The sequence below is a fragment of the Spirosoma arboris genome, assembly GCF_009754945.1.
Classification (GTDB): Bacteria; Bacteroidota; Bacteroidia; order Cytophagales; family Spirosomataceae; genus Spirosoma; species Spirosoma arboris.
The window spans coordinates 337,240-356,575 of the sequence record NZ_WPIN01000006.1; the positions used below are offsets into that span (position 1 = coordinate 337,240).

The window sequence follows — 19,336 nt, forward strand, 5'->3', positions numbered from 1 at the left end:
TAGCAGACTGTTACCTTTAGTCCTATAGTGCTATTCTCCGCTCATGAATACTCAAAAAAAAGGAAAAATATTTTCGCCTAGAGTGCAATTTTCATTAATTATCGTTTCGACAGGGCGAACATCAGAAGACAAAGAAGCAAATCAGGTGACCATTGGCTCCGAAGTTCTTTAAACGTTCGGTATAATAGATTAGCTACGCTCTGGCGTTCCATGCCCATAATCTGGGCAATTTCGTTATTGTCTAAGTTCTGGTAGAAGCGTAGATATAAGACTTCCTGCTGCCGCTTAGTAAGGGTCGCCATTAGCTGATGTAACAAACGGGCCTGTTCGCTATGCAACTCATTATCAATAATTTCTTCTTCTATTGATCCGGTAAATGGCATATTGACAGGCTCAGACTCATCAAGATGAATGGATGGATGCTGACCCCGGACTTTCAGTAATTTGTAGCGGAGTGCTTTTAAGAGGTATGTTTTTACGAAAACGGCGTCACTCACTGATTCCCGACGATCCCACAACTCCAGAAACAGATCCTGAATTGTGTCCCAAACTAATTCAGAATCAGTAGTTAAGCGAAGACCATAGTTATACAGGCTCGGATAGTGCTTGCGCGCTAACTCGCCCAGCGCCCGTTCATCACCGGCCTTAAAGCGTTGCCATAGCTCTTGAGGAGCTAAATCCCGATAACCAGTTGTCGTAAAACCTTCCAAAGTAGTAGACTATGAGTTTACTAAAGGTAAAGATCACAAGTATAATTTTATATTGATCTATTAGTGGTTTTTTAATGAATTCGTGGCACAAGTATCTACGATTGTTTGGCCCAATCCAGATTTATCGACCAGTATAAGCGATAACGATTGTACCCTAATTTTATGACTTGTGTGGAAGGAAGGTTAAAACTCAATGCCTTCTTCGGTCAGTAAGGCAGCTAAATTCAGGACAACATCGTCCATGACCAGTACAGTAGCATCCCAGTTTTGCGTTAGCCAGGGAGCGGTGCGGGTAGCAACAAATATCTTTTTGGGCTGGGTCATAATCCAGATAACCGTTTCAACGCCGAATTCAAGAAGCCGTTCGGTTTTCTCGTACATGTAGCCTGATTCCTTACCAGAGAACTCTTCGGGCTCAATGCGAACGTCCACTTCAATAGCGATTTTTGGAGGCACATTGAAATACTTATCGGTCAATGTCAGGCCGATAGACTTATCGAAAATAGCAATGTCGTTGGACAGATTATTGCCTTTGTCAAGGTGAATGCCCGATTCATTGGTGGCCAATAGGTACCGCTTTCTATCAATATGTGTGAATAGAAAGCCATGGATCAGTGATACTAACATGGCTTGTAATGAACTACTTCCCATAATTTCGGCGGGGGTCTTTTTACCTGTTGTTACGTCGCGGTAACCACGGTAATACAGAGCGCGTCCGTTAAGCGTTTCGTAAATCAGATACGATGGTACACCTGATTTTCTCCGCTTATTCGGTGCTGTTGCAACAGCTACTGACATGACTTTCGTTGATTACGTTTGAATGACAATACTACGCATTTTGCCGGGTAAAAGACAATTTTGGCTAAATGCAGAAACAGGTGAATCTATCGCCTGATTGATAGACTCACCTGTTTCTGATTACGCTGCTTTGAATGACAGAAATGAATCAGAATAACTTTACGATCCGCGACAATCCTGCCGAAATGAGGAGGATAATTGCTACGAATCCAAGACCGTAGTAAAGGCCAAATGCTTCAGATACGAACCCAATGACGGGTGGGCCAGCCAGGAAACCGATGAAACTAAATGTAGCAAACGTAGCCAGACCAGCCGCTGGTGGAATACCTGGCACACGCATAGAGGCACTATACAGAATGGGCGCGCCTAGTGAGCAACCAGCACCTAGTAAAGCAAAGCCAATTAATGCTGTTGCCGGGTAGGGTAGAGCAATGGCAAAGAACAGCCCCGATGCAGCTAACAAACCGCCAAGTTGAAGCCAGCGTTTCGCACCAATTTTGGGAATAACAGCATCACCGAAGAAACGAAAACTGGTCATCGTCAGTGAAAAAGCGCCAAAACCCAGGGCTGCAATCTGGCTGCTGGCACCAATGGTTTCGCGCAGATACACCGCGCTCCAGTCGAGGGCTACCCCTTCGCCCATGGCCACTGCCAGACCAATCAGAATCATTAGCAATAAATCCAGGTTAGGCCGAACAAAGGACGAGCCCGCCTTTTCTCCCGATTCAGTTCGGCTGCTTGAGGGAATGGCTATCAATGAAGGTTGGAGAAGAAACGTAGCCAGCAATACCAGGCCCGAAATAATACCCATGTGGAGTTGGGGCGATATATGCAGCGCAATGACGGCACCGGCAATACCCGAACCGAGCAAACCGCCCAGGCTCCACATTCCATGACAGGACGACATGATGATAATGCCTTGTGTTCGCTCTACATTCGTAGCGCAGGTATTCATGGCCACATTGATCAGTGCGCTGGACAGACCTAACAAAAATAAGCCCAAGGCCATCACAACTGTATTTGGCGCGTTGATGGGAATGCAAACGGCCAGCGATATGCCCACTGCCGACCATAAACAGGCGCGTGCTTCACCAAGCTTGGCGATGATCCACCCTGTTAGTGGATTCATAATGAGCAGACCGACGGGCATGGCAAAAAGTGTCAGCCCTAATTCGGCATCGGACAGGTGCAGTTTTTCTTTAACGTGAGGAATGTGAGCGACCCAGCTCCCAAACAAGATGCTATCACATGCAAATACTAATCCAACGGCCAGTGCCTGCCGATTTAAGAAAAACGTTAGCAGGTTCTGTACGAAGAGATTACGCGAGGGGCTATTCAAAGGTGCAGTTGTATTCATAGTGCAAAAATAGCCGGCACTAGCCGGCTATTTTTGCAATCTATTATCCGTTATTAATGCTGTATTGACTTTTTGGGGCCAACAACTAGTCAAGCATTGTTAACGCTGTATTATTTTTGAGGTGTCCGACCATTGCTTTACGTAGTTTCTCAACCTTTGGTAACGACACACTCTGAATGTAAGGCTGATTTGGATGCAGCGCAAAATAGTTCTGATGGTAGTTTTCTGCTGGATAGAAAACCGTAATTGGCGTTACTTCTGTCACAACCCGATTTGCATAGTGTTTCGAGTCGTTTGTGCGTTTTATGGCCTCCAGAATTTCGACTTTTTCTTCTGGTGTTCGATAAAACGCCACTGACCGATAATCGCGGCCAACATCAGGGCCCTGGCGGTTGAGTGTCGTGGGATCATGACCAGCGAAAAAAGCATCAAGCAATTGTGCATAGCTGATTACTTTAGGATTGTAATACACTTGTACTGACTCAGCATGGCCGGTTTGGTCGGTCCCAACCTGTTCATACGTTGGATCTTTGACGTTGCCACCTGCGTAGCCCGAAATTACTTCCCGAACACCCTTAAGTTGGTTCATGCCTTCTTCCATGGCCCAGAAGCAACCTCCGGCAAATGTAGCGACGGCTTCGCCTGGTTTAAGGGTCGGGAGTTTAGCGGGCGTATAGTCTTTTGACTGACCTTGCGCGCAGCCTGCTAGTAAGAGGAGGCTAAGCGCGTATAAATGAATTCGTTTCATGCTGTTTCGCGATTGGATTCTGTTGCTATATAAACGATTAAAACTCATTGGCGGTTTCCTGATTGTGTAATGTGATACATTCGTGATAAAGAAGTTTTGCCACAGAGATTCACAGAGGTAAAAAGAGATACACAGAGACTTTTTATTATTCCTTCGTGTATCTCTTTTAGCCTCTGTGAATCTCCGTGGCAAAACCCTCCCTTGTATGAAACTTCAATTCGAAAAAATAGAGCCCGAAGCTGGTAGTTCATTCCGGGTGATTCATAATACGGAGGCTGAAACCTGTCGGGTATACTGGCACTATCACCCGGAGTATGAAATTGTGTACATTCCATTTGGAACCGGACAGCGACGGGTTGGGACGAATGTGTCTCGTTATGAAGCGGGTGAACTAGTATTTATCGGCCCGAATTTGCCGCACCTCAATTTTAGTTATGGAATAGAAGGGCAGTATGAGGAAATTGTGGTGCAGATGCGCGACGATTTTATGGGCGAGCCGTTTTTGCAAAAACCCGAACTAGCTACAGTTAAACGGCTATTTGAGCGTGGGCATATGGGTCTGACATTTGGAGCTGGTACCAAACAACAGGTGAGTCCATTGCTGGAACAGTTGCCTAATCAGGCACCATTTGAGCGTTTCCTGACTTTACTGCGGGTATTGCAACACTTAGCCGATGCAGCTGATGTGGAACCATTGCACGCTAACGGGGTTCGATTTGATTTGAATCCGAAAGAACAGGAACGCATCAATCGGGTTTGCCAGTATGTAGAGCAGCACTACGCCGAACCAGTGGATATTCAGGTTGTGGCTGATCTGGCCAGCCTGACTGTTCCGGCATTTTGCCGCTATTTCAAACGCATGACCCACCTGACGTTTACCGATTTTGTGAACGAATACCGTGTCAATCAGGCCCGACGGCTATTGCATTCGGCTCGTACGGTGGCCGATGTAGGTTTTGCCGTTGGCTTCAATAACCTATCGCACTTCAACAAGACCTTCCGGTCGGTAACTGGGCAAACACCGAGTGCTTATCGGAAAGAGTTGGTTGGGTAAGGGTACCCACTAGGTCATAAAAAAACTCCCCAACTAACACTAGTCGGGGAGTTTTTTTATGACCTATTTCATTTAAACGCCTGGATAATTTGGATTCTGTGGTCTCAAATTTGGGTTGTTCAACATTTCCTGTTTTGGAAGAGGTAGTAACAGGTGTTTTTCCTGTAAAGCCTGATTCGAACTCAGGTTGATGTGACCAACGAAGTTGTCGAAACCATTGGTTTTTTCGTTGTAGACCTTCCGTAACCGAACCATATCAAACCAGGTAATTTGCTCATAGCAGAGTTCGTGCCAACGCTCCCGCCAAACAGCTTCCCGGAAGGTAGTCTGTGTAAAGGTGCCCATATCAGGGGTGGTTAGCGTAGCCCGGTCGCGAATACGCTTCATCGCATCATAAGCCGCCTGTGTAGGTCCGCCCACTTCATTTTGCGCTTCTGCATAAATCAACAGGGTTTCGGCATAACGAATCTGAGGCACGTTCAGGTTATTCTGACGAGTGCCTGCTATGCCAGAAGTACCGTTAGCTGTCCGGTTGAAATGCTTAAACACATAAGGAGCACCCAGTGCGAACGATGCACCATTACCGTTGGTATAGTAGGTGGTATAGAAATAGCCATCCTGGTCTTTTGCCCGTAAATCACCTGGTTCGTACGAATTGTAGAAGGTAGGTGTTGGTACCGAACTTCCCGTTCCTCCAGGACCATTGTAGGTTACGGGTTTAAAGTTGGGATAGAAGTTATCCATCGGGTTACCTGCTACTACGGTATTGTACTGAATCATAAAGAGGTGTTCAGTCTGATTCTTCTTCCCTTCACTGTGTACGTCATTATAGTTCGTAAACAGATTAATCGTAGTAGGGTTTGCATTGGCATACGTAATCACTTCAAAGGCTTTATCAGCAGCCAGTTTATAGTAAGAGGCACCTTTATTTAATGGAGCGCCTGCCATAGTCAGATAAACTTTTGCCAATTGCGTTTTGATCGCCGATTGAGTAACCCGTCCGTTGGTTGCATCCATCCAGGGCAGTCCTGCTGCTTCGGCTGCTACTAAATCATCAACAATCAGCTTATACACATCCTCTACTTTGGTGCGTGCTGGCAGGAAGTCGGCCGAAGCGGCTGTTTGTGGTTTAGTAATCAGAGGGATGTCACCCCATAGTTGAACCGTAGTAAAGTACGCCGAAGCCCGTAGGAAACGCGCTTCACCAAGGATTCTGGCTTTCTGAGCAGCATCCATTGGCGTAATGCCTGGAACTTTATCGATGGTTTGGTTAGCCTGCGCAATTACTTTATACAGACCATTCCAGTAGTTAACGATGTGAGCCGTATTTCCGTCATGAACCAACCCGTAAAGATTGTTTAAGTCAGAGTTTTGAGCGGTTTCCGTAGTAGAAGTACCCGTTAGAGCTTCCAGTAACTGCCAGTTGCTGGAGAAAATACCTGCCCCATCACCCATAAATCGCAGACCAGCATAGGTTGCAGCAATAGCTGCTTCGGCGTGGTCAGGGATGGTATAAAAATTGTCGGGAGTCAGGTTTGAAGGCGCCTGTTCTTTCAGGAAGTCCTTACAACCCACAGGGCCTACCAATACCGCGCCACACAGTAAGGCTTTAGTTATATTTTTTACGAGGGTATGTCTCATAATTGAATGAGGAATCAAAGAATTTGAAATGAGTGTATTCAGGTCATTTACTTCGCGTCGTTAACAACTAGCAACAACGCGAAGCAAACGACTGACATTTTACAGGCCAATCTGAAGGCCTAACAGGTACGTAGTTGGTTTTGGGTAGTTGTGCCAGATTTCGCCTTGCGAGAACGCACTGCTGGTAGTACCCTGGTTGGTTGGCGTTACTTCAGGATCGCCGATGATTGGGTCAGATACTAACAGGAAGAAGTTTTGAGCCGAAGCATACACACGTAGCCGGTTCAGTTTCATCTTGTTGGTCATTGCGGCTGGGAAAGTATAGCCTACCAGTAAGTTTTTACCGCGTAGGAATGAACCATCCTTGATCCAGTGGCTATCTACGTTCGTTACATAACCAGCACGTGTATCCCGGACTTGAGCAATCACGGAACCCTGATTGGTTGGGGTCCAGGCGTTTAGTACCGATTTGTAGCTGTTAGCCAGCGCCTGGCGGTCTTCGCTTGGGTGCAGGTTCATGAGCATAACGTCGTTACCATACATGTACTGCAGTTCAAGCGTAGCATCGAAGTTGCCTATCTTGAAGTTGTTGGTCAGCGCTCCCCAGCCTTTTGGGCTACCGTTACCAATAATACTACGGTCAGCATCGGTAATCGCTTTGTCTCCGTTTACGTCTAAGTACTTGATGTCACCAGGCAACATGGTCAGACCATTCCGGTAGCTGGTAAATTGAGCTGCCTGATCGCGTTCAGCTTCGCTCCATACACCGGCACGAGTTAAGCCCCAGAATGCTCCTACTGGCTCACCAATCCGAATGATGTTGGTTTGGTTGGTAAAGTTAGGTCCACCTACACCGAAGATATCAGATGGGGTAGCCAGCGACAATACTTTGTTGCGGTTAAGCGAAATGTTGAACGACGTATTCCAGGAGAAATTTCCTTTGTTGAAGTTCACCGTATTGATCCCAAACTCAAACCCTTTGTTCTCCATCGAACCGACGTTACGACGGATGGTTGCGTAACCACTCGATTGTGGTACAGGAGCATCAAGGAGCATGTCTGTCGTCAAACGATAGTAGTAATCCATTTCGACATTGATCCGTCCTTTGAACAGACCAATTTCCAGACCTACGTCAGTTTGTGCGGTTTTTTCCCATTTCAGGTCAGGGTTAGCCAAGCGGTTGATACCCGTTCCACTAACCTTCGTATTGCCGTAAACAGCAGCGTAGGTCGAGTTTAACGTTGAAAGCGACTGGTAAGGTGGGATCTCCGAGTTACCTGTCAAACCATAGCTAGAACGCAGTTTCAGGTTAGAGATGACAGCATTACCTTTCAGGAAGTCTTCTTCCGAAATACGCCATGCTAAAGCTGCCGATGGGAAGAACGCGAATTTGTTGTTTTCCCCGAATTTAGACGAACCATCGGCCCGGCCTGTTGCCGTGAACAAATACTTGTTTTTATAACCGTAGTTAATCCGACCGAAGTACGAGTTAAAGGCAAACCGCGAAGCACTTGATCTAACAGAAGGATTGGTTGCACCAGCACCTAAGTTGTTGTAGCCAAAGTAGTCGGTAGCGAATCCACTAACAGCACCACCAATACCGAACTGATTGGTTTCCTGCCACGAAATACCCAATAAACCAGTGAATGAATGATCCTGGCCAAACTGCTTGTTATAGGTCAGGTAGTTTTCCAACGACCAGAATGAGGTACGGTTGTTGGCAACATCAGCGTTACCATTACCACCAATGTTCAGGGTACGGGTTTGCGACTGGTTAATTTCCTGGGTCTGAACGTTGCTACCTAATACAGTCCGCATTTCCAGCCCTTTACCAAAATTGATATTGGTATATAAGCTACCAATGAGCGTCTGGGTAACCTGAATATATTTCCGGTCCATTAAACGGTGTACCGAGCTCATCGTTCCCTCTGCGTACGGATAATCGCGGTTTTCAGCGAAGATACCTGTGTCGGGGTAACGTACTGGCAGGAATGGGAAGTCTTCCACAATTTGCCGGGCTACCGCGTCATTGATATCAACCAGGTTCTCATTCTGGTTGTTATAGCTCAGCGTACCACCAATTTTTAACCAGCTTTTTACCTGATCGTCAATCGAGAAACGGCCAGAATAGCGTTTCATGTACGACGTTTTGATAAGACCTTGATCATCCCGGTAGTTGAGCGAAAGCGAATATTGTGTACGCTCGTTACCACCGCTAAAGCCCAACTGGTGGTTTTGCGAAAGTGAATTCTGCGACGATTCTTTGAACCAATCGGTATCGTACAATGGGTTCAGGTTAGCATCAAAAACACCTGGATGCTGCGCACTAAATGCTTTCCGACGAACTACTGGGTCCAGATAAGTCCACTTACCAGCAGCCCAGCCAGCGGGGTCAAATTTCGCCATGTTAGCGTACGCAAGATCTTCAGTTGCCAGGTATTCTTTGGCGTTCAAAACCTGAGGCTTGTTGGGGCCAATGGTGTTAACACTGAATTGGGTGTCGTAAGTAACCCGGCTTTCACCAGCTTTCCCTTTTTTGGTCGAGATCAGGATAACGCCGTTAGCACCCCGAGCACCATAGATAGCCGTTGACGAGGCATCTTTCAGTACTTCAACATTGACAATATCGTTTGGGTTGATATAGTCGATTGGGTTGCTGAACTGGTCGCCTGTACCTTGTGGCAGCATCACACCATCAATTACATAGAGCGGGTTGTTAGACGAGTTAATCGAGCTAAATCCGCGAATACGGACGGTTGTACGACCACCAGGACGACCTGAGTTGTTGTTCACCTGTACGCCTGGCATACGACCTGATAGAGCCTGGTTCAGCGACGGGGCCGGACGCTCCATAAGTTGAGCTTCTTTCACGCCAGCAACAGCTCCGGTAAGATCTGATTTTTTGGTTGTACCATAACCAATAACCACAATCTCATCAAGCACTTTGCTATCGGCTTTTAAGCTAATATTCACCGAAGCCTGATTGGAGACCTGAACTTCCTGAGGAAGGTAGCCAACGAAAGAAAATACGAGGGTAGAAGTACCATCGGGTACATCTAATCGGTAGCGGCCATTGGCATCGGTAACTGTACCGCGTGAGGTTCCTTTGATAAGAACGCTTACACCCGGTAAAGCTTCATTTTTTTCATCTGAAACCAAGCCTGTCAGCGTCCTGTCGGCAACAATGGTCGGGTTTCTTTCAAGGGTGCCCCGATCAGTCGGATTCTTTGCATGGGTTAAGCTAATACAGCAAAAAGCGAGTAGCAATGGAGTGGCCGTGCGATAAAGCTGCCTGCCAAACCAAGGTTGAGGGGGTAGGTGTTTTTTCATAGAAGTTGTGATCATTAATGCTTAGGTTTGAGCGTAAATGGAGATTAAAAATGTATAAAGTACATTAAAAACTAATTGAACTCTACGTGTTAAAACTAGTATATATCTCATTCCTACTCATTAGAATTAGAAAATAATTAAAAGCCAGTTAAGAAGTTATTAAAAAATAGTAGATAACTAATTGAGTATATGAGCCTAATATGCTTTGTTGGGCTGATTGTGTTAGTAATGCGTATAGTAGGTATAAATTACTAACATTAGCTTAACACTATATTCTTGAGGGCGTGGCAAAGTCAGTGCCAACTGCAGCTTACAGGGCATCAGTAGAAAAGAAAGTAAGGTGATATTTATCAGTGAGCCAATTGCACTATTCGCTTACTGGCTCACTAAATAGTAGTCAATTATCAAATAGATAAATCATGTCTCTGATGAGGACGTTCTAAGCTGTAAGCTCTAAACCGGGGAGGTAGAAGAGATACTTTTCAGTGATGAATTTCAGTAGGATATGCCCGAAGACCTGTGCAGTCTACGAACGATTTTATGCCGGTATAGTAGTCTCCGTACTGCTCGGTTGAATGCAGGACTGACCCATCGTTAAAGGATTCATTTGGCAGGCAAATCAGGACGCCAATAGGGTTCGCCTGATGCAATGAACTCAATGGGAACTTCGGGGATAAAGCCTTTCAGCCATTCGGCACAGTATTTCATGCCAGCCTGTTCGGATAGTAGATGTCCCAATATAATTAGCGCCTTTTTTTGGCCAGAAGCAATCGCATCCTGAACATACTCTACTAACTCCCACTCATGAGTCTCTCCAACAATCAGTACATCAGCCTGCGCTAGATAAGGAACTCCCGGCATCAGACTTACATTGCCCCAACTGGCCATAACTCGCCTAACTGGTAATTGTGGATCACCTATGACGCGCATAGTACGAATAGTCAATTTGGAAGCTATTCCCTGAGCAAACTGTGCCAGTGGTGTCTCCTGAAACGTGAATAGGCGGGGATTTTGTGAATCAATATTTTTCTCCCAACCCAGTTCCCGGATCATCCCTGTCGCGATGCCATCTGGCCGGTGCCCGTGCCAGTGATCGTGGAAATGAAACACGGCCATGCCGTGCTGTTGAATAAAACTGCGCTTGAGTTGATAAAGAGCATCTTGTTGAATAGGCTCCGTTCTATCCTGATGAGAATAGTAAGTTGGCTCATGGGTGATAACCATGTTCAAGCCCTTGTCGGCAGCTCGATGAAGTACATCCAGAGTGGCCATCATCGTACTAGCGATTCCTTTAACGGGTATTTCGGGAGTACCTGCAATCAGATTATCGACAGTTTGTTCGCGCCAGGGAATACCCACACTAGCTTTTATTCGGTCGATGACCTGGCCAGCGGTGAGTACTTGATGGCTAAAGGGTTTAATTAGTTTGGTAGCTGTAAAGCCTAAAGAGGCCATTAGGAAAGTACGACGGGAAGTGGTAGGAGTAGCCATTTTAGTAGGTTGTAGGAGCTTTGGGCCATCGTCAATCAGGGCTATTGTAATTTGTAAAGATCATACGAAAACCAATTGAGTTTAAAGATATCAATTCGAGTTCTGACCTTTGATACTAAAACAAGATCGTCCGGCAGGGAATCGTAGTTGGGATCAGTTCACATGCTTTCAGTAACCTGGTCTTTCGGAACCCTCACTCTTGTTAGTGAACTATCGATAAATCGTTCAGGTGGGAAATATCAAGTTCGCTGTTTCTAGGCTTACCCGATTCATCAGATATGTTTGGAGAGCACTTAAATGAATTCTTAAAAGGCGAGTCAAACGGGCTGACTGTGGCCAGGGTAAGAAACCCCAATATAAGTAGAGTATGAATTGTGCAAGAATCCCTTTTTTCATAACGACAAATCGGATCGTAAATCAGTCTATTTTCTCTAAATCTATTTCTTGATTAATCTACCCTTTCTTAGGGAAGTGCTACTAAGAAGTGATAGTGAACATACTGAAATTACATAGACCATTCACATATGCTTCGACCTTTTGGTAGTCTTTTAGTACTATCTGTACTTATTGGGGCAACCGCTCCCGAACCCACACTCCGCTTCAATCGATACTTCGTTGCTGCCGAAAGTTATGAATCGGTAGGTGTATTTGACGTCGATAAAAACGACACTCTAGATATTGTGTCAGGCGATTTTTGGTACGAAGGTCCCCGTTTTCGTAATCGTCACCTCATTGGAAACGAGCCCCGAAAAGATCAGTATTACGACGATTTTTCGACAATTCCGCTGGATGTGAATGGAGATGGGCGGATGGATTTCGTAACGGGTGGCTGGTTTGACCAAACGCTTCGGTGGGTAGAAAATCCGGCGAAAAAGGATAGTCAGTGGCCATTGCACGAGATTGGCAAAGTTGGTAACGTTGAAACAACCCGCGCCTGGGATGTGGATGGCGATGGCATTATTGACATTGTGCCCAACAATCCAAATCATCCCCTCAAATATCTTAAGTTGGTCAGCCCAGGCGTATTCAAAACGGTTACGGTTGCGCCAACTCAGGGCCACGGTCTCGGCTTCGGCGACGTTAACGGCGATGGCCGGGGTGATCTTATTGTAAGCGATGGCTGGCTCGAAGCACCTGAAAATCGGGAGTCTGGCCCCTGGACATTACATAAAGAATTTGCATTCGGTACGGCCAGTGTGCCCATTATTGTAGCCGATGTGAATGGGGACCGCCTGAATGATCTTATTGTAGGACAAGGACATAGTTATGGTCTTCACTGGTACGAACAAACTCGCGACGCCAGCGGACAACGAGGCTGGACAAAGCATCTGATTGATGAAAAAAACTCGCAATACCACTGTCTGGAGTGGATCGACATTACGGGAGATGGTCGGCCGGAACTACTAACGGGTAAACGTTTTCGAGCACATAATGGTAGAGATCCCGGCGAAGAAGATCCCGTTGGTCTGTACTATTTTACCTGGGATGCATCGAAAAAGCAGTTTGTGAAGCACGACATCGCGTATGGGCAGGCGGGTGTTGGCAAGGGAACTGGCATTTACTTCGCTGTAGCCGATTTGCACAAAACCGGCCGTAAAGACATTATTGTGGCTGGCAAGGATGGACTGGTTGTATTTTTTAATGAAGGCGCTTCTAAAAAATAATGGGTGTTAGCCTATATGCGTAGTAGTTTTTGGCGTATTTTTATCAATTGTATTGATCGCTTATCGTAACTACTACCTGTATGCAGCGTGCTCAATTGAAAGAGTTTTACGGCTACGGATTAATTGTACTTGTCCTGATTGCCGTTCAGGGTTATTCTGTTTATGTTGCCGCCACTACGGATCTGGCATTAACCTGGAAGCATTATGCTGGATTCGGGGCTACGATTCTCGCAGGCATTTTGTGGGCAATTCGCAAACCTCAATACCTATTCTATGCGCTTGGCCTAACATTGATGTTGGGCTATGAAAATCTAATCGGCTTTACACCTACACTCGATTTTACGGCAACTCGCTACTATTTCAACAACATAGCACTGCCTGTATCGTACCAGGATTTTTCGATGTACATGCTGCTCATCTGGGCTTACGTAGCCCATGCAAGGTTACGGTCAATGGTACAGTCGTTGTTTAGTATTTAGTGGAATAAGTGAAGTGGGTGCAGTAAATGAAATAGATATCAAATACCTGTTTCACTTACTGCACCCACTTCACTTATTCCACTAAATACTACGCGTTTAGCGACCAGCCTTCACGGTATTCACGCTTAACGAATTGATTGGCTTCGTCAAAGTTCGTGATTTTCATGTTTTTGCCGTCCCATGTCAGTTGTTTCCGACCTGGATAGCTGAAGCCTTTTCCGTCAGCTTTTGGTGTACGAACGGTATAGCTGCGAATAGCCAGGTTACCCATCAGAACAGATTCGGTAAGGGGACCAGCAAAGTCGAACGAAGAGGTAAGTGCTTTGTGCTCTTTGCTGTTGAAACCTGCTTTACACGCTTCGGTCCATAGAACCTGGTGACCATTTTCTGGCAATGGTTTAGAACCATCAGCAGGTTTTGGTTTCGGATCGCCTACTATTTTCTGTCCGTCTTTGGTATACAGTTTTGGGTCCTCGCCATACATGCCACAGATCAGCAAGCCTTTGTCGCCGTGGATAAGTACGCCATTTTCACCATTCTCCGGCATGGGCTCGCCAGCAGGTAGCATATCTGGGCGGAAGGGGCGGATACCACCATCTTCCCAGATCATTTTCACCGCCGATTTATTTTTGGCCGTTGCTGGGAATTTCAATTCCACGTGCGACGATGGTGGGCAACCTTCGGGAATGTACTCGGGTGTCCAGTCTTTCATGAAAACCTGACCAATGCTGGTTTCCACTTCGGTTGGATAGCCGAGACCCAGTACCCGGAATGGTGTGTCCATGATGTGACAGCCGATGTCGCCAAGGGCACCTGCACCAAAGTTCCACCAGCCACGCCATTTGAATGGGTGATAGGCGGGCGTGTAGCCAACTTTCTGAGCTGGTCCGAGCCAGAGATCCCAATCCAGATCAACTGGTGTTTCACCGGCTGGCTGTGGTACGGGAATGCCTTGTGGCCAAACAGGTCGGTTGGTCCAGAGATTAACGGTATGCACCGTTCCCAAAAGCCCTTTGTCGAACCATTCCACCATTTGTTTCTGCTGTGGGTTCGACGAACCCTGGTTGCCCATTTGTGTCACAACCTTGTATTTACGAGCAGCTTCGGTGAGCATCCGGGCTTCGTAAATGTTGTGTGTCAGGGGTTTCTGCACATACACGTGCTTGCCACGCTGCATAGCGGCCATAGCTACAACTGCGTGGGTATGGTCGGCGGTTGATACGGTAACGGCATCAATGGCTTTGCCTTCCTTGTCCAGCATCTCACGGAAATCCTTGTAGCGTTTCGCGTTAGGGTGCTTAGTGAAATTCTCTTTGACACGAGGAAGCCCCCAGTCTACATCACAAAGAGCCACAATGTTGTTGGCTCCGTTGTTGTAAGAATTGTTCGTATCGCTAAACCCTTTACCGCCAAAGCCGACCCCGGCAATGTTGAGTTTATCGCTGGGTGCAATGAAACCTTTTCCACCCAGTACGTGTCGGGGCACAATGAAGAAACTAGTAGCTGCTAAAGCACTAGCCTGGATGAATTGCCTTCTCGAAGTTGATCCCGGGCTGTTTTGCTCAGGCGTAGAGTTATCTGACTGATTCATGAGAAAATGAATAGGAGTTCTGACTGATAAGAATATATACGACAAAATTTACCCAATAGACTAGTATGATTTTTCTGCTACCAGGTAGATTTGGCGGTCGCCCAGCGTATAATTCTGCTTTTCAGTTGAATTATAAACGGCAATTGTGCGCAATCCATATCGCTCCAACAATCGTTTTATTTCAGAAAGCGTGTAGACGTAATGCTTAAAGTAATGCACTTCCGATTGGCCTAATTTGGTATAGGTGAGTTCGGTAGCCATATAACTCTCTTCGACTACGTACGAATTGCTGATGTCCATAGTTAAATCGCCAAGTACATAATGACCTGTTTTGGGGAAATTGGGCAGAATACTCTCCGCCATCAGACCTGAGTTGATGACAAATCGGGACCCTGGCTTTAAAGTAGCAGCCACTTTCTTCACAAATACGGCCATACCCTCATAATTGACGTAACCAAAACTATTGCCCATACAATAGGCTCCATCGAAACTACCGGGAATCTCGGCTGTCAATATGTTCCCCTGAATCACCTGAACAGCTAATTGCTCAGCTTTAATACGTTCTCGAAGTAGCTGGAGAAATTCGACAGATATGTCAAATCCGGTCATGGTGAAGCCTCGTTTGGCTAGTTCGACAGTGTGTCGTCCATAGCCACATGGAATGTCCAGGAGTGCAGCACCGGGTTGAACCGCTAGTGTTGACAATAAGAAATCGACTTCCTGTGTCGTCCATTCTGCCGACACGGCTTTTTCCCACATTTCGCAGTTAAGGCCAGAAAAGAAAGTTTCGTACCACTCGTTATCAATTGATATGTTCATTGTCTGAGGAAAATTTTTGGAATTAATGATTAAAGTATGCGCAGTTTCATCCGGTTTTAGTGGCGTCAAGTTTCGAACCTGACGCCACTAAAAACTCGGTGAGAATGATTTTTTGAATACAAATGCGTTCCGTATCAGTATGATACGGCGAAGTATAGACATGTAAAAAATGGGCTACCCACGCGAGCAGTCTAAAGAAGAGGGAGATATGAACCCATAGTGCAACGGAAAATCGTTTGCAAAAGGGTTATGCGAAGGAGATCACAGGCATACTTTGTTTAGTCTGTGAATCTACATAACGTACTTGTAGAGAACAACTTGATTTAGGAAACGGTAGGTTAAAGCGATTTGCGTACAATAAGCCGAAACGGATTCTCTACATGTTCGACACTGGCGTTCAGGACTAATCGGGCGGCTGTTCGACCCATTTGAGCAAAATCGGTTGAAATTACAGTGATACCATCCAGCAAAAACTCTTTCAGAGGTGTGTCATTGTAAGAAAGAATACCCACTTCCTGACCAACGACGTAGGGCGTTTCTTTTATGCGCTTGATGAGCTCAACCAGATCCTCTTCCATCAGATTGATATAGGCATGTCCAGGCTGAATGACTTCATTCTGGACCGTATTGATCACCTTGGTTTTAAACCCATGCTCATAACAGAATTTGTAAAATCCGTTCAGAATGGCCTTGGGATGGTAGCTGTAGGATGGAAACAACATGCCCAGTGTCGAGTACTTTTTCAGCAGCGGCAGGGCATCCGTTAATGACTGATACAGATCCCGCTCGAAATTTTGGAATACCGCGCCGTAGCTGCCCGTTATCCCTTCCACCAGCTTATCCAGAATAATTAATTTGTGCTTCGGCAAACTATTAATGAGTTCATCTGCTTTTTCGCCACCTTCGAAAAAATGGCCGATAATAACGTAATGCGTATGATTGCGAGCCTGCCGCTGAATCAAATCCCGAAATAACCGAAAATCATTATTATAAATGAAAAAATCGATGGCAACGCCCGGTCCTAATAACTCCACAAAGGAGTCGTAAATGATTTTTTTGTGGGCACTTAACTTATTGAATAACAGGAATATTTTTAGGTTATTTCCCGTCGGCGTGTAGTTTATATAGAACCCTTTTCCTTTAACAGCGCCAATAATTTCTTTCTCTTTCAGAAGTTCGTAAGCCCGTTCTATGGTGCCCTTTGAAATATCAAATTCGGCACAAAGTTCGTGGATGGACGGTAGTTTGTCGCCCGGTAGAATATCCCGATTTTCAATGCCTTCTACAATTGAATTATAAATCTGCTGGTATTTGGGCGTATTTGAATAATCATTAATTTTTATGTGATAAATCATGGGCTATTAGTTTCGTACAAAAAAATAGTCTTAATGGTCAAAAAACTAGGACAGTATAGGAAAGTCTCTGGATAACGACCGCCTACTTTCAGCCTTCATTAGACAAAAGCGATCAAGTAGTAATACTAATCATCTAAACCTCTCAACTGGTTAATTATGCTATCTACCATTAAAGACTATCGACACGTCAGTTACTTATGGGATGAAGAAAAAGCGGCCTCCCTGGCTAATGCTAACCCACAGGAACAGGAAGTCGCCCTACTACTTTATCGTTCCAATTTATTAGGAGCCGATTTACGGCTTACTAACTACGGCGGAGGCAATACATCCTGCAAAACCATTTCCCGAGACCCATTGACCGGAAAGCCTACTGAAGTCATGTGGATAAAAGGCTCCGGAGGGGATATTGGTACCCTCACACGTGGTGGACTGGCAGCTTTATATATGAACAGGCTGCATAGTCTTAAAGAAGTATACCGGGGCCTGGAATTTGAAGACGAAATGGTTGAGTTGTTCAACTATAGCATTTTCGATTTAGCCTCCAAAGCTCCTTCTATCGACACACCTCTACACGGATTTTTGCCTTATAAACACATTGACCACCTCCATCCCGATGCAGCCATTGCCATTGCAGCTGCCAAAGACGGTAAACGTATTACGGAAGAATTATTCAAAGGGACTATTGGCTGGGTCGACTGGCAACGGCCGGGTTTTGATCTGGGCCTAAAACTGGAACAATGCATCACTGAAAATCCTGGTATTCGGGGCATTATGCTCGGCTCGCATGGCCTGTTCACCTGGGGCGATACATCGTATGAGAGTTATATAAACACTCTGGACGTTATCGAAACCTGCGCCCAATTTCTGGAAGATAGCTACACGAAAAAAGGTGCTCAATTTGGTGGATCAATTCGTGAATCATTGCCAAAAGAGGCTCGGCAAACACAGGCGGCTGAGTTAGCTCCCGTTCTGCGGGGATTGTGTTCGAGCCAGAACCGTATGATTGGGCATTTTACGGACGATGATCGGGTGCTGGAATTTATCAACTCGGCCGACCTCGACCGACTGGCCCCAATGGGTACCAGTTGCCCAGACCACTTTCTGCGAACCAAAATCAGCCCGCTTGTGCTAGAGCTAGCTCCCGATCAGGACGTAACCGATGCTACTGTTATTCGGGAGACGTTGACGCCTGCGTTCGAGGCTTACCGAGATATGTATCAGGAATATTATGATACGTGTAAACACCCAAATTCACCTGCCATTCGTGATAAAAATCCGGTCGTTATTCTCTGGCCGGGAGTGGGTATGTTCACCTTCGCGAAGGACAAACAAACGGCTCGTGTAGCGGCAGAATTTTATATCAATGCTATCAATGTGATGAAGGGGGCCGAAGCGATTTCGAGCTACACATCTCTTCCCCGACAGGAAGCTTTCGATATTGAGTATTGGCTATTGGAGGAAGCTAAGCTCCAGCGAATGCCCAAACCCAAACCACTGACAGGCAAAATCGCCCTTATTACGGGCAGTGCGGGGGGCATTGGGAAGGCCATTGCTAAAAAGTTTGCGGACGAAGGGGCCTGCGTTGTTATCAACGATAATGACGCCGATCGGCTAGCCTCGGCCAAAAACGAATTTAAGAAGCAGTACGGCAGAGACACGCACACTACAGCCCTGCTCGATGTGACCAGTGCCGACGCAATTGCAGGCGCGTATAAAACTGCTTGCCTGGCCTTTGGGGGCGTCGATATTGTGGTCAACTGTGCAGGTTTGTCAATCTCCAAGCCCATTGAGGAACACACCGAAGCGGATTGGGATTTGCTGTACGATGTTCTGGTGAAGGGGCAGTTTTTAGTCACCCAGCAAGGCGTTGCCGTGATGAGAAAACAGGATTTGGGTGGTGATGTGCTGAATATTGTTAGCAAAAACGCATTAGTCTCTGGGCCGAACAATGCGGGCTACGGTTCGGCAAAAGCGGCTCAATTGCACCTCAGCCGATTGAATGCCGCTGAACTGGGCAAAGATCATATTCGCGTCAACGTGGTTAACCCGGATGCTGTTATTTCGGATTCTAAAATCTGGGCCGGTGCCTGGGCCGAAGGACGCGCCAAAGCCTATGGCGTCACCGTCGCCGAATTGCCTGCTTACTATGCCAAGCGAACCTTGCTCAATGAGATCATTTTACCCGACGATATTGCCAATGCCTGCCTTGCCTTTGTGAATGGCTTGCTGAACAAATCGACTGGTAATGTACTCAATGTGGATGGGGGCGTAGCCATGGCTTTTGTCAGGTAATGGTAGT

The 19,336-nt window shown here is 46.2% G+C and carries 14 protein-coding genes; 4 read left to right on the forward strand and 10 right to left on the reverse strand.

Annotated elements, in window-relative coordinates; all coding sequences use genetic code 11:
• Positions 1-98 precede the first annotated feature (98 nt).
• From GO755_RS18385 to msrA, 4 genes are all read right to left on the reverse strand, one after another.
• Positions 99-710, reverse strand: coding sequence for an RNA polymerase sigma factor (locus tag GO755_RS18385; protein ID WP_157586680.1), 612 nt, complete (start codon positions 708-710; stop codon positions 99-101).
• 183 nt (positions 711-893) lie between these two features.
• Positions 894-1,508, reverse strand: coding sequence for a Uma2 family endonuclease (locus GO755_RS18390; RefSeq protein WP_157586682.1), 615 nt, complete (start codon positions 1,506-1,508; stop codon positions 894-896).
• A 148-nt stretch (positions 1,509-1,656) separates the two neighbouring features.
• Complete coding sequence (locus GO755_RS18395; RefSeq protein WP_157586684.1) at positions 1,657-2,865, reverse strand: MFS transporter; 1,209 nt, start codon at positions 2,863-2,865, stop codon at positions 1,657-1,659.
• An 85-nt stretch (positions 2,866-2,950) separates the two neighbouring features.
• On the reverse strand, positions 2,951-3,613 hold the full coding sequence (msrA, locus tag GO755_RS18400; RefSeq protein ID WP_157586686.1) for a peptide-methionine (S)-S-oxide reductase MsrA: 663 nt from the start codon (positions 3,611-3,613) through the stop codon (positions 2,951-2,953).
• A gap of 205 nt (positions 3,614-3,818) precedes the next feature.
• On the opposite strand from msrA, the gene GO755_RS18405 reads away from it, so the two are divergent.
• The gene (locus GO755_RS18405) at positions 3,819-4,667 is read left to right on the forward strand and encodes an AraC family transcriptional regulator (RefSeq protein WP_157586688.1); all 849 of its coding nucleotides are present in this window, start codon (positions 3,819-3,821) and stop codon (positions 4,665-4,667) included.
• A 72-nt stretch (positions 4,668-4,739) separates the two neighbouring features.
• Here the strand turns inward: GO755_RS18405 and GO755_RS18410 are convergent, their stop codons facing one another.
• The 3 genes from GO755_RS18410 to GO755_RS18420 all read right to left on the reverse strand — a co-directional run bounded on the left by GO755_RS18410 (position 4,740) and on the right by GO755_RS18420 (position 11,129).
• Positions 4,740-6,308, reverse strand: coding sequence for a RagB/SusD family nutrient uptake outer membrane protein (locus GO755_RS18410; RefSeq protein ID WP_157586690.1), 1,569 nt, complete (start codon positions 6,306-6,308; stop codon positions 4,740-4,742).
• Positions 6,309-6,407: 99 nt separating this feature from the next.
• Entirely contained in the window at positions 6,408-9,638 is a 3,231-nt protein-coding gene (locus GO755_RS18415) for a SusC/RagA family TonB-linked outer membrane protein (protein ID WP_157586692.1), read from the reverse strand.
• A 603-nt stretch (positions 9,639-10,241) separates the two neighbouring features.
• The gene (locus tag GO755_RS18420; protein ID WP_157586694.1) at positions 10,242-11,129 is read right to left on the reverse strand and encodes a Nif3-like dinuclear metal center hexameric protein; all 888 of its coding nucleotides are present in this window, start codon (positions 11,127-11,129) and stop codon (positions 10,242-10,244) included.
• Positions 11,130-11,653: 524 nt separating this feature from the next.
• Here GO755_RS18420 and GO755_RS18425 point away from each other — a divergent pair.
• Together GO755_RS18425 and GO755_RS18430 are read left to right on the forward strand one after the other, a co-directional pair.
• Positions 11,654-12,793 carry an FG-GAP repeat domain-containing protein gene (locus tag GO755_RS18425; protein WP_157586696.1) on the forward strand — a complete coding sequence of 380 codons (1,140 nt, stop codon included), beginning with the start codon at positions 11,654-11,656 and terminating at the stop codon, positions 12,791-12,793.
• 80 nt (positions 12,794-12,873) lie between these two features.
• Positions 12,874-13,272 (forward strand): hypothetical protein, encoded by a 399-nt coding sequence (locus tag GO755_RS18430; protein ID WP_157586698.1) that lies wholly within the window; start codon positions 12,874-12,876, stop codon positions 13,270-13,272.
• An 88-nt stretch (positions 13,273-13,360) separates the two neighbouring features.
• On the opposite strand, the gene GO755_RS18435 is transcribed toward GO755_RS18430, so the two are convergent.
• From GO755_RS18435 to GO755_RS18445, 3 genes are all read right to left on the reverse strand, one after another.
• Positions 13,361-14,863, reverse strand: a complete 1,503-nt coding sequence (locus tag GO755_RS18435; RefSeq protein WP_157586700.1) for a Gfo/Idh/MocA family protein — start codon at positions 14,861-14,863, stop codon at positions 13,361-13,363.
• A 60-nt stretch (positions 14,864-14,923) separates the two neighbouring features.
• A complete protein-coding gene (locus tag GO755_RS18440; RefSeq protein WP_157586702.1) occupies positions 14,924-15,682 on the reverse strand; it encodes a class I SAM-dependent methyltransferase in 759 nt (252 codons plus the stop codon).
• 338 nt (positions 15,683-16,020) lie between these two features.
• Positions 16,021-17,037 carry a GntR family transcriptional regulator gene (locus GO755_RS18445; RefSeq protein WP_157586704.1) on the reverse strand — a complete coding sequence of 339 codons (1,017 nt, stop codon included), beginning with the start codon at positions 17,035-17,037 and terminating at the stop codon, positions 16,021-16,023.
• 156 nt (positions 17,038-17,193) lie between these two features.
• Between GO755_RS18445 and GO755_RS18450 the strand changes: the two genes are divergently transcribed.
• Positions 17,194-19,329 (forward strand): bifunctional aldolase/short-chain dehydrogenase, encoded by a 2,136-nt coding sequence (locus tag GO755_RS18450; RefSeq protein ID WP_157586706.1) that lies wholly within the window; start codon positions 17,194-17,196, stop codon positions 19,327-19,329.
• Positions 19,330-19,336: the final 7 nt, after the last annotated feature.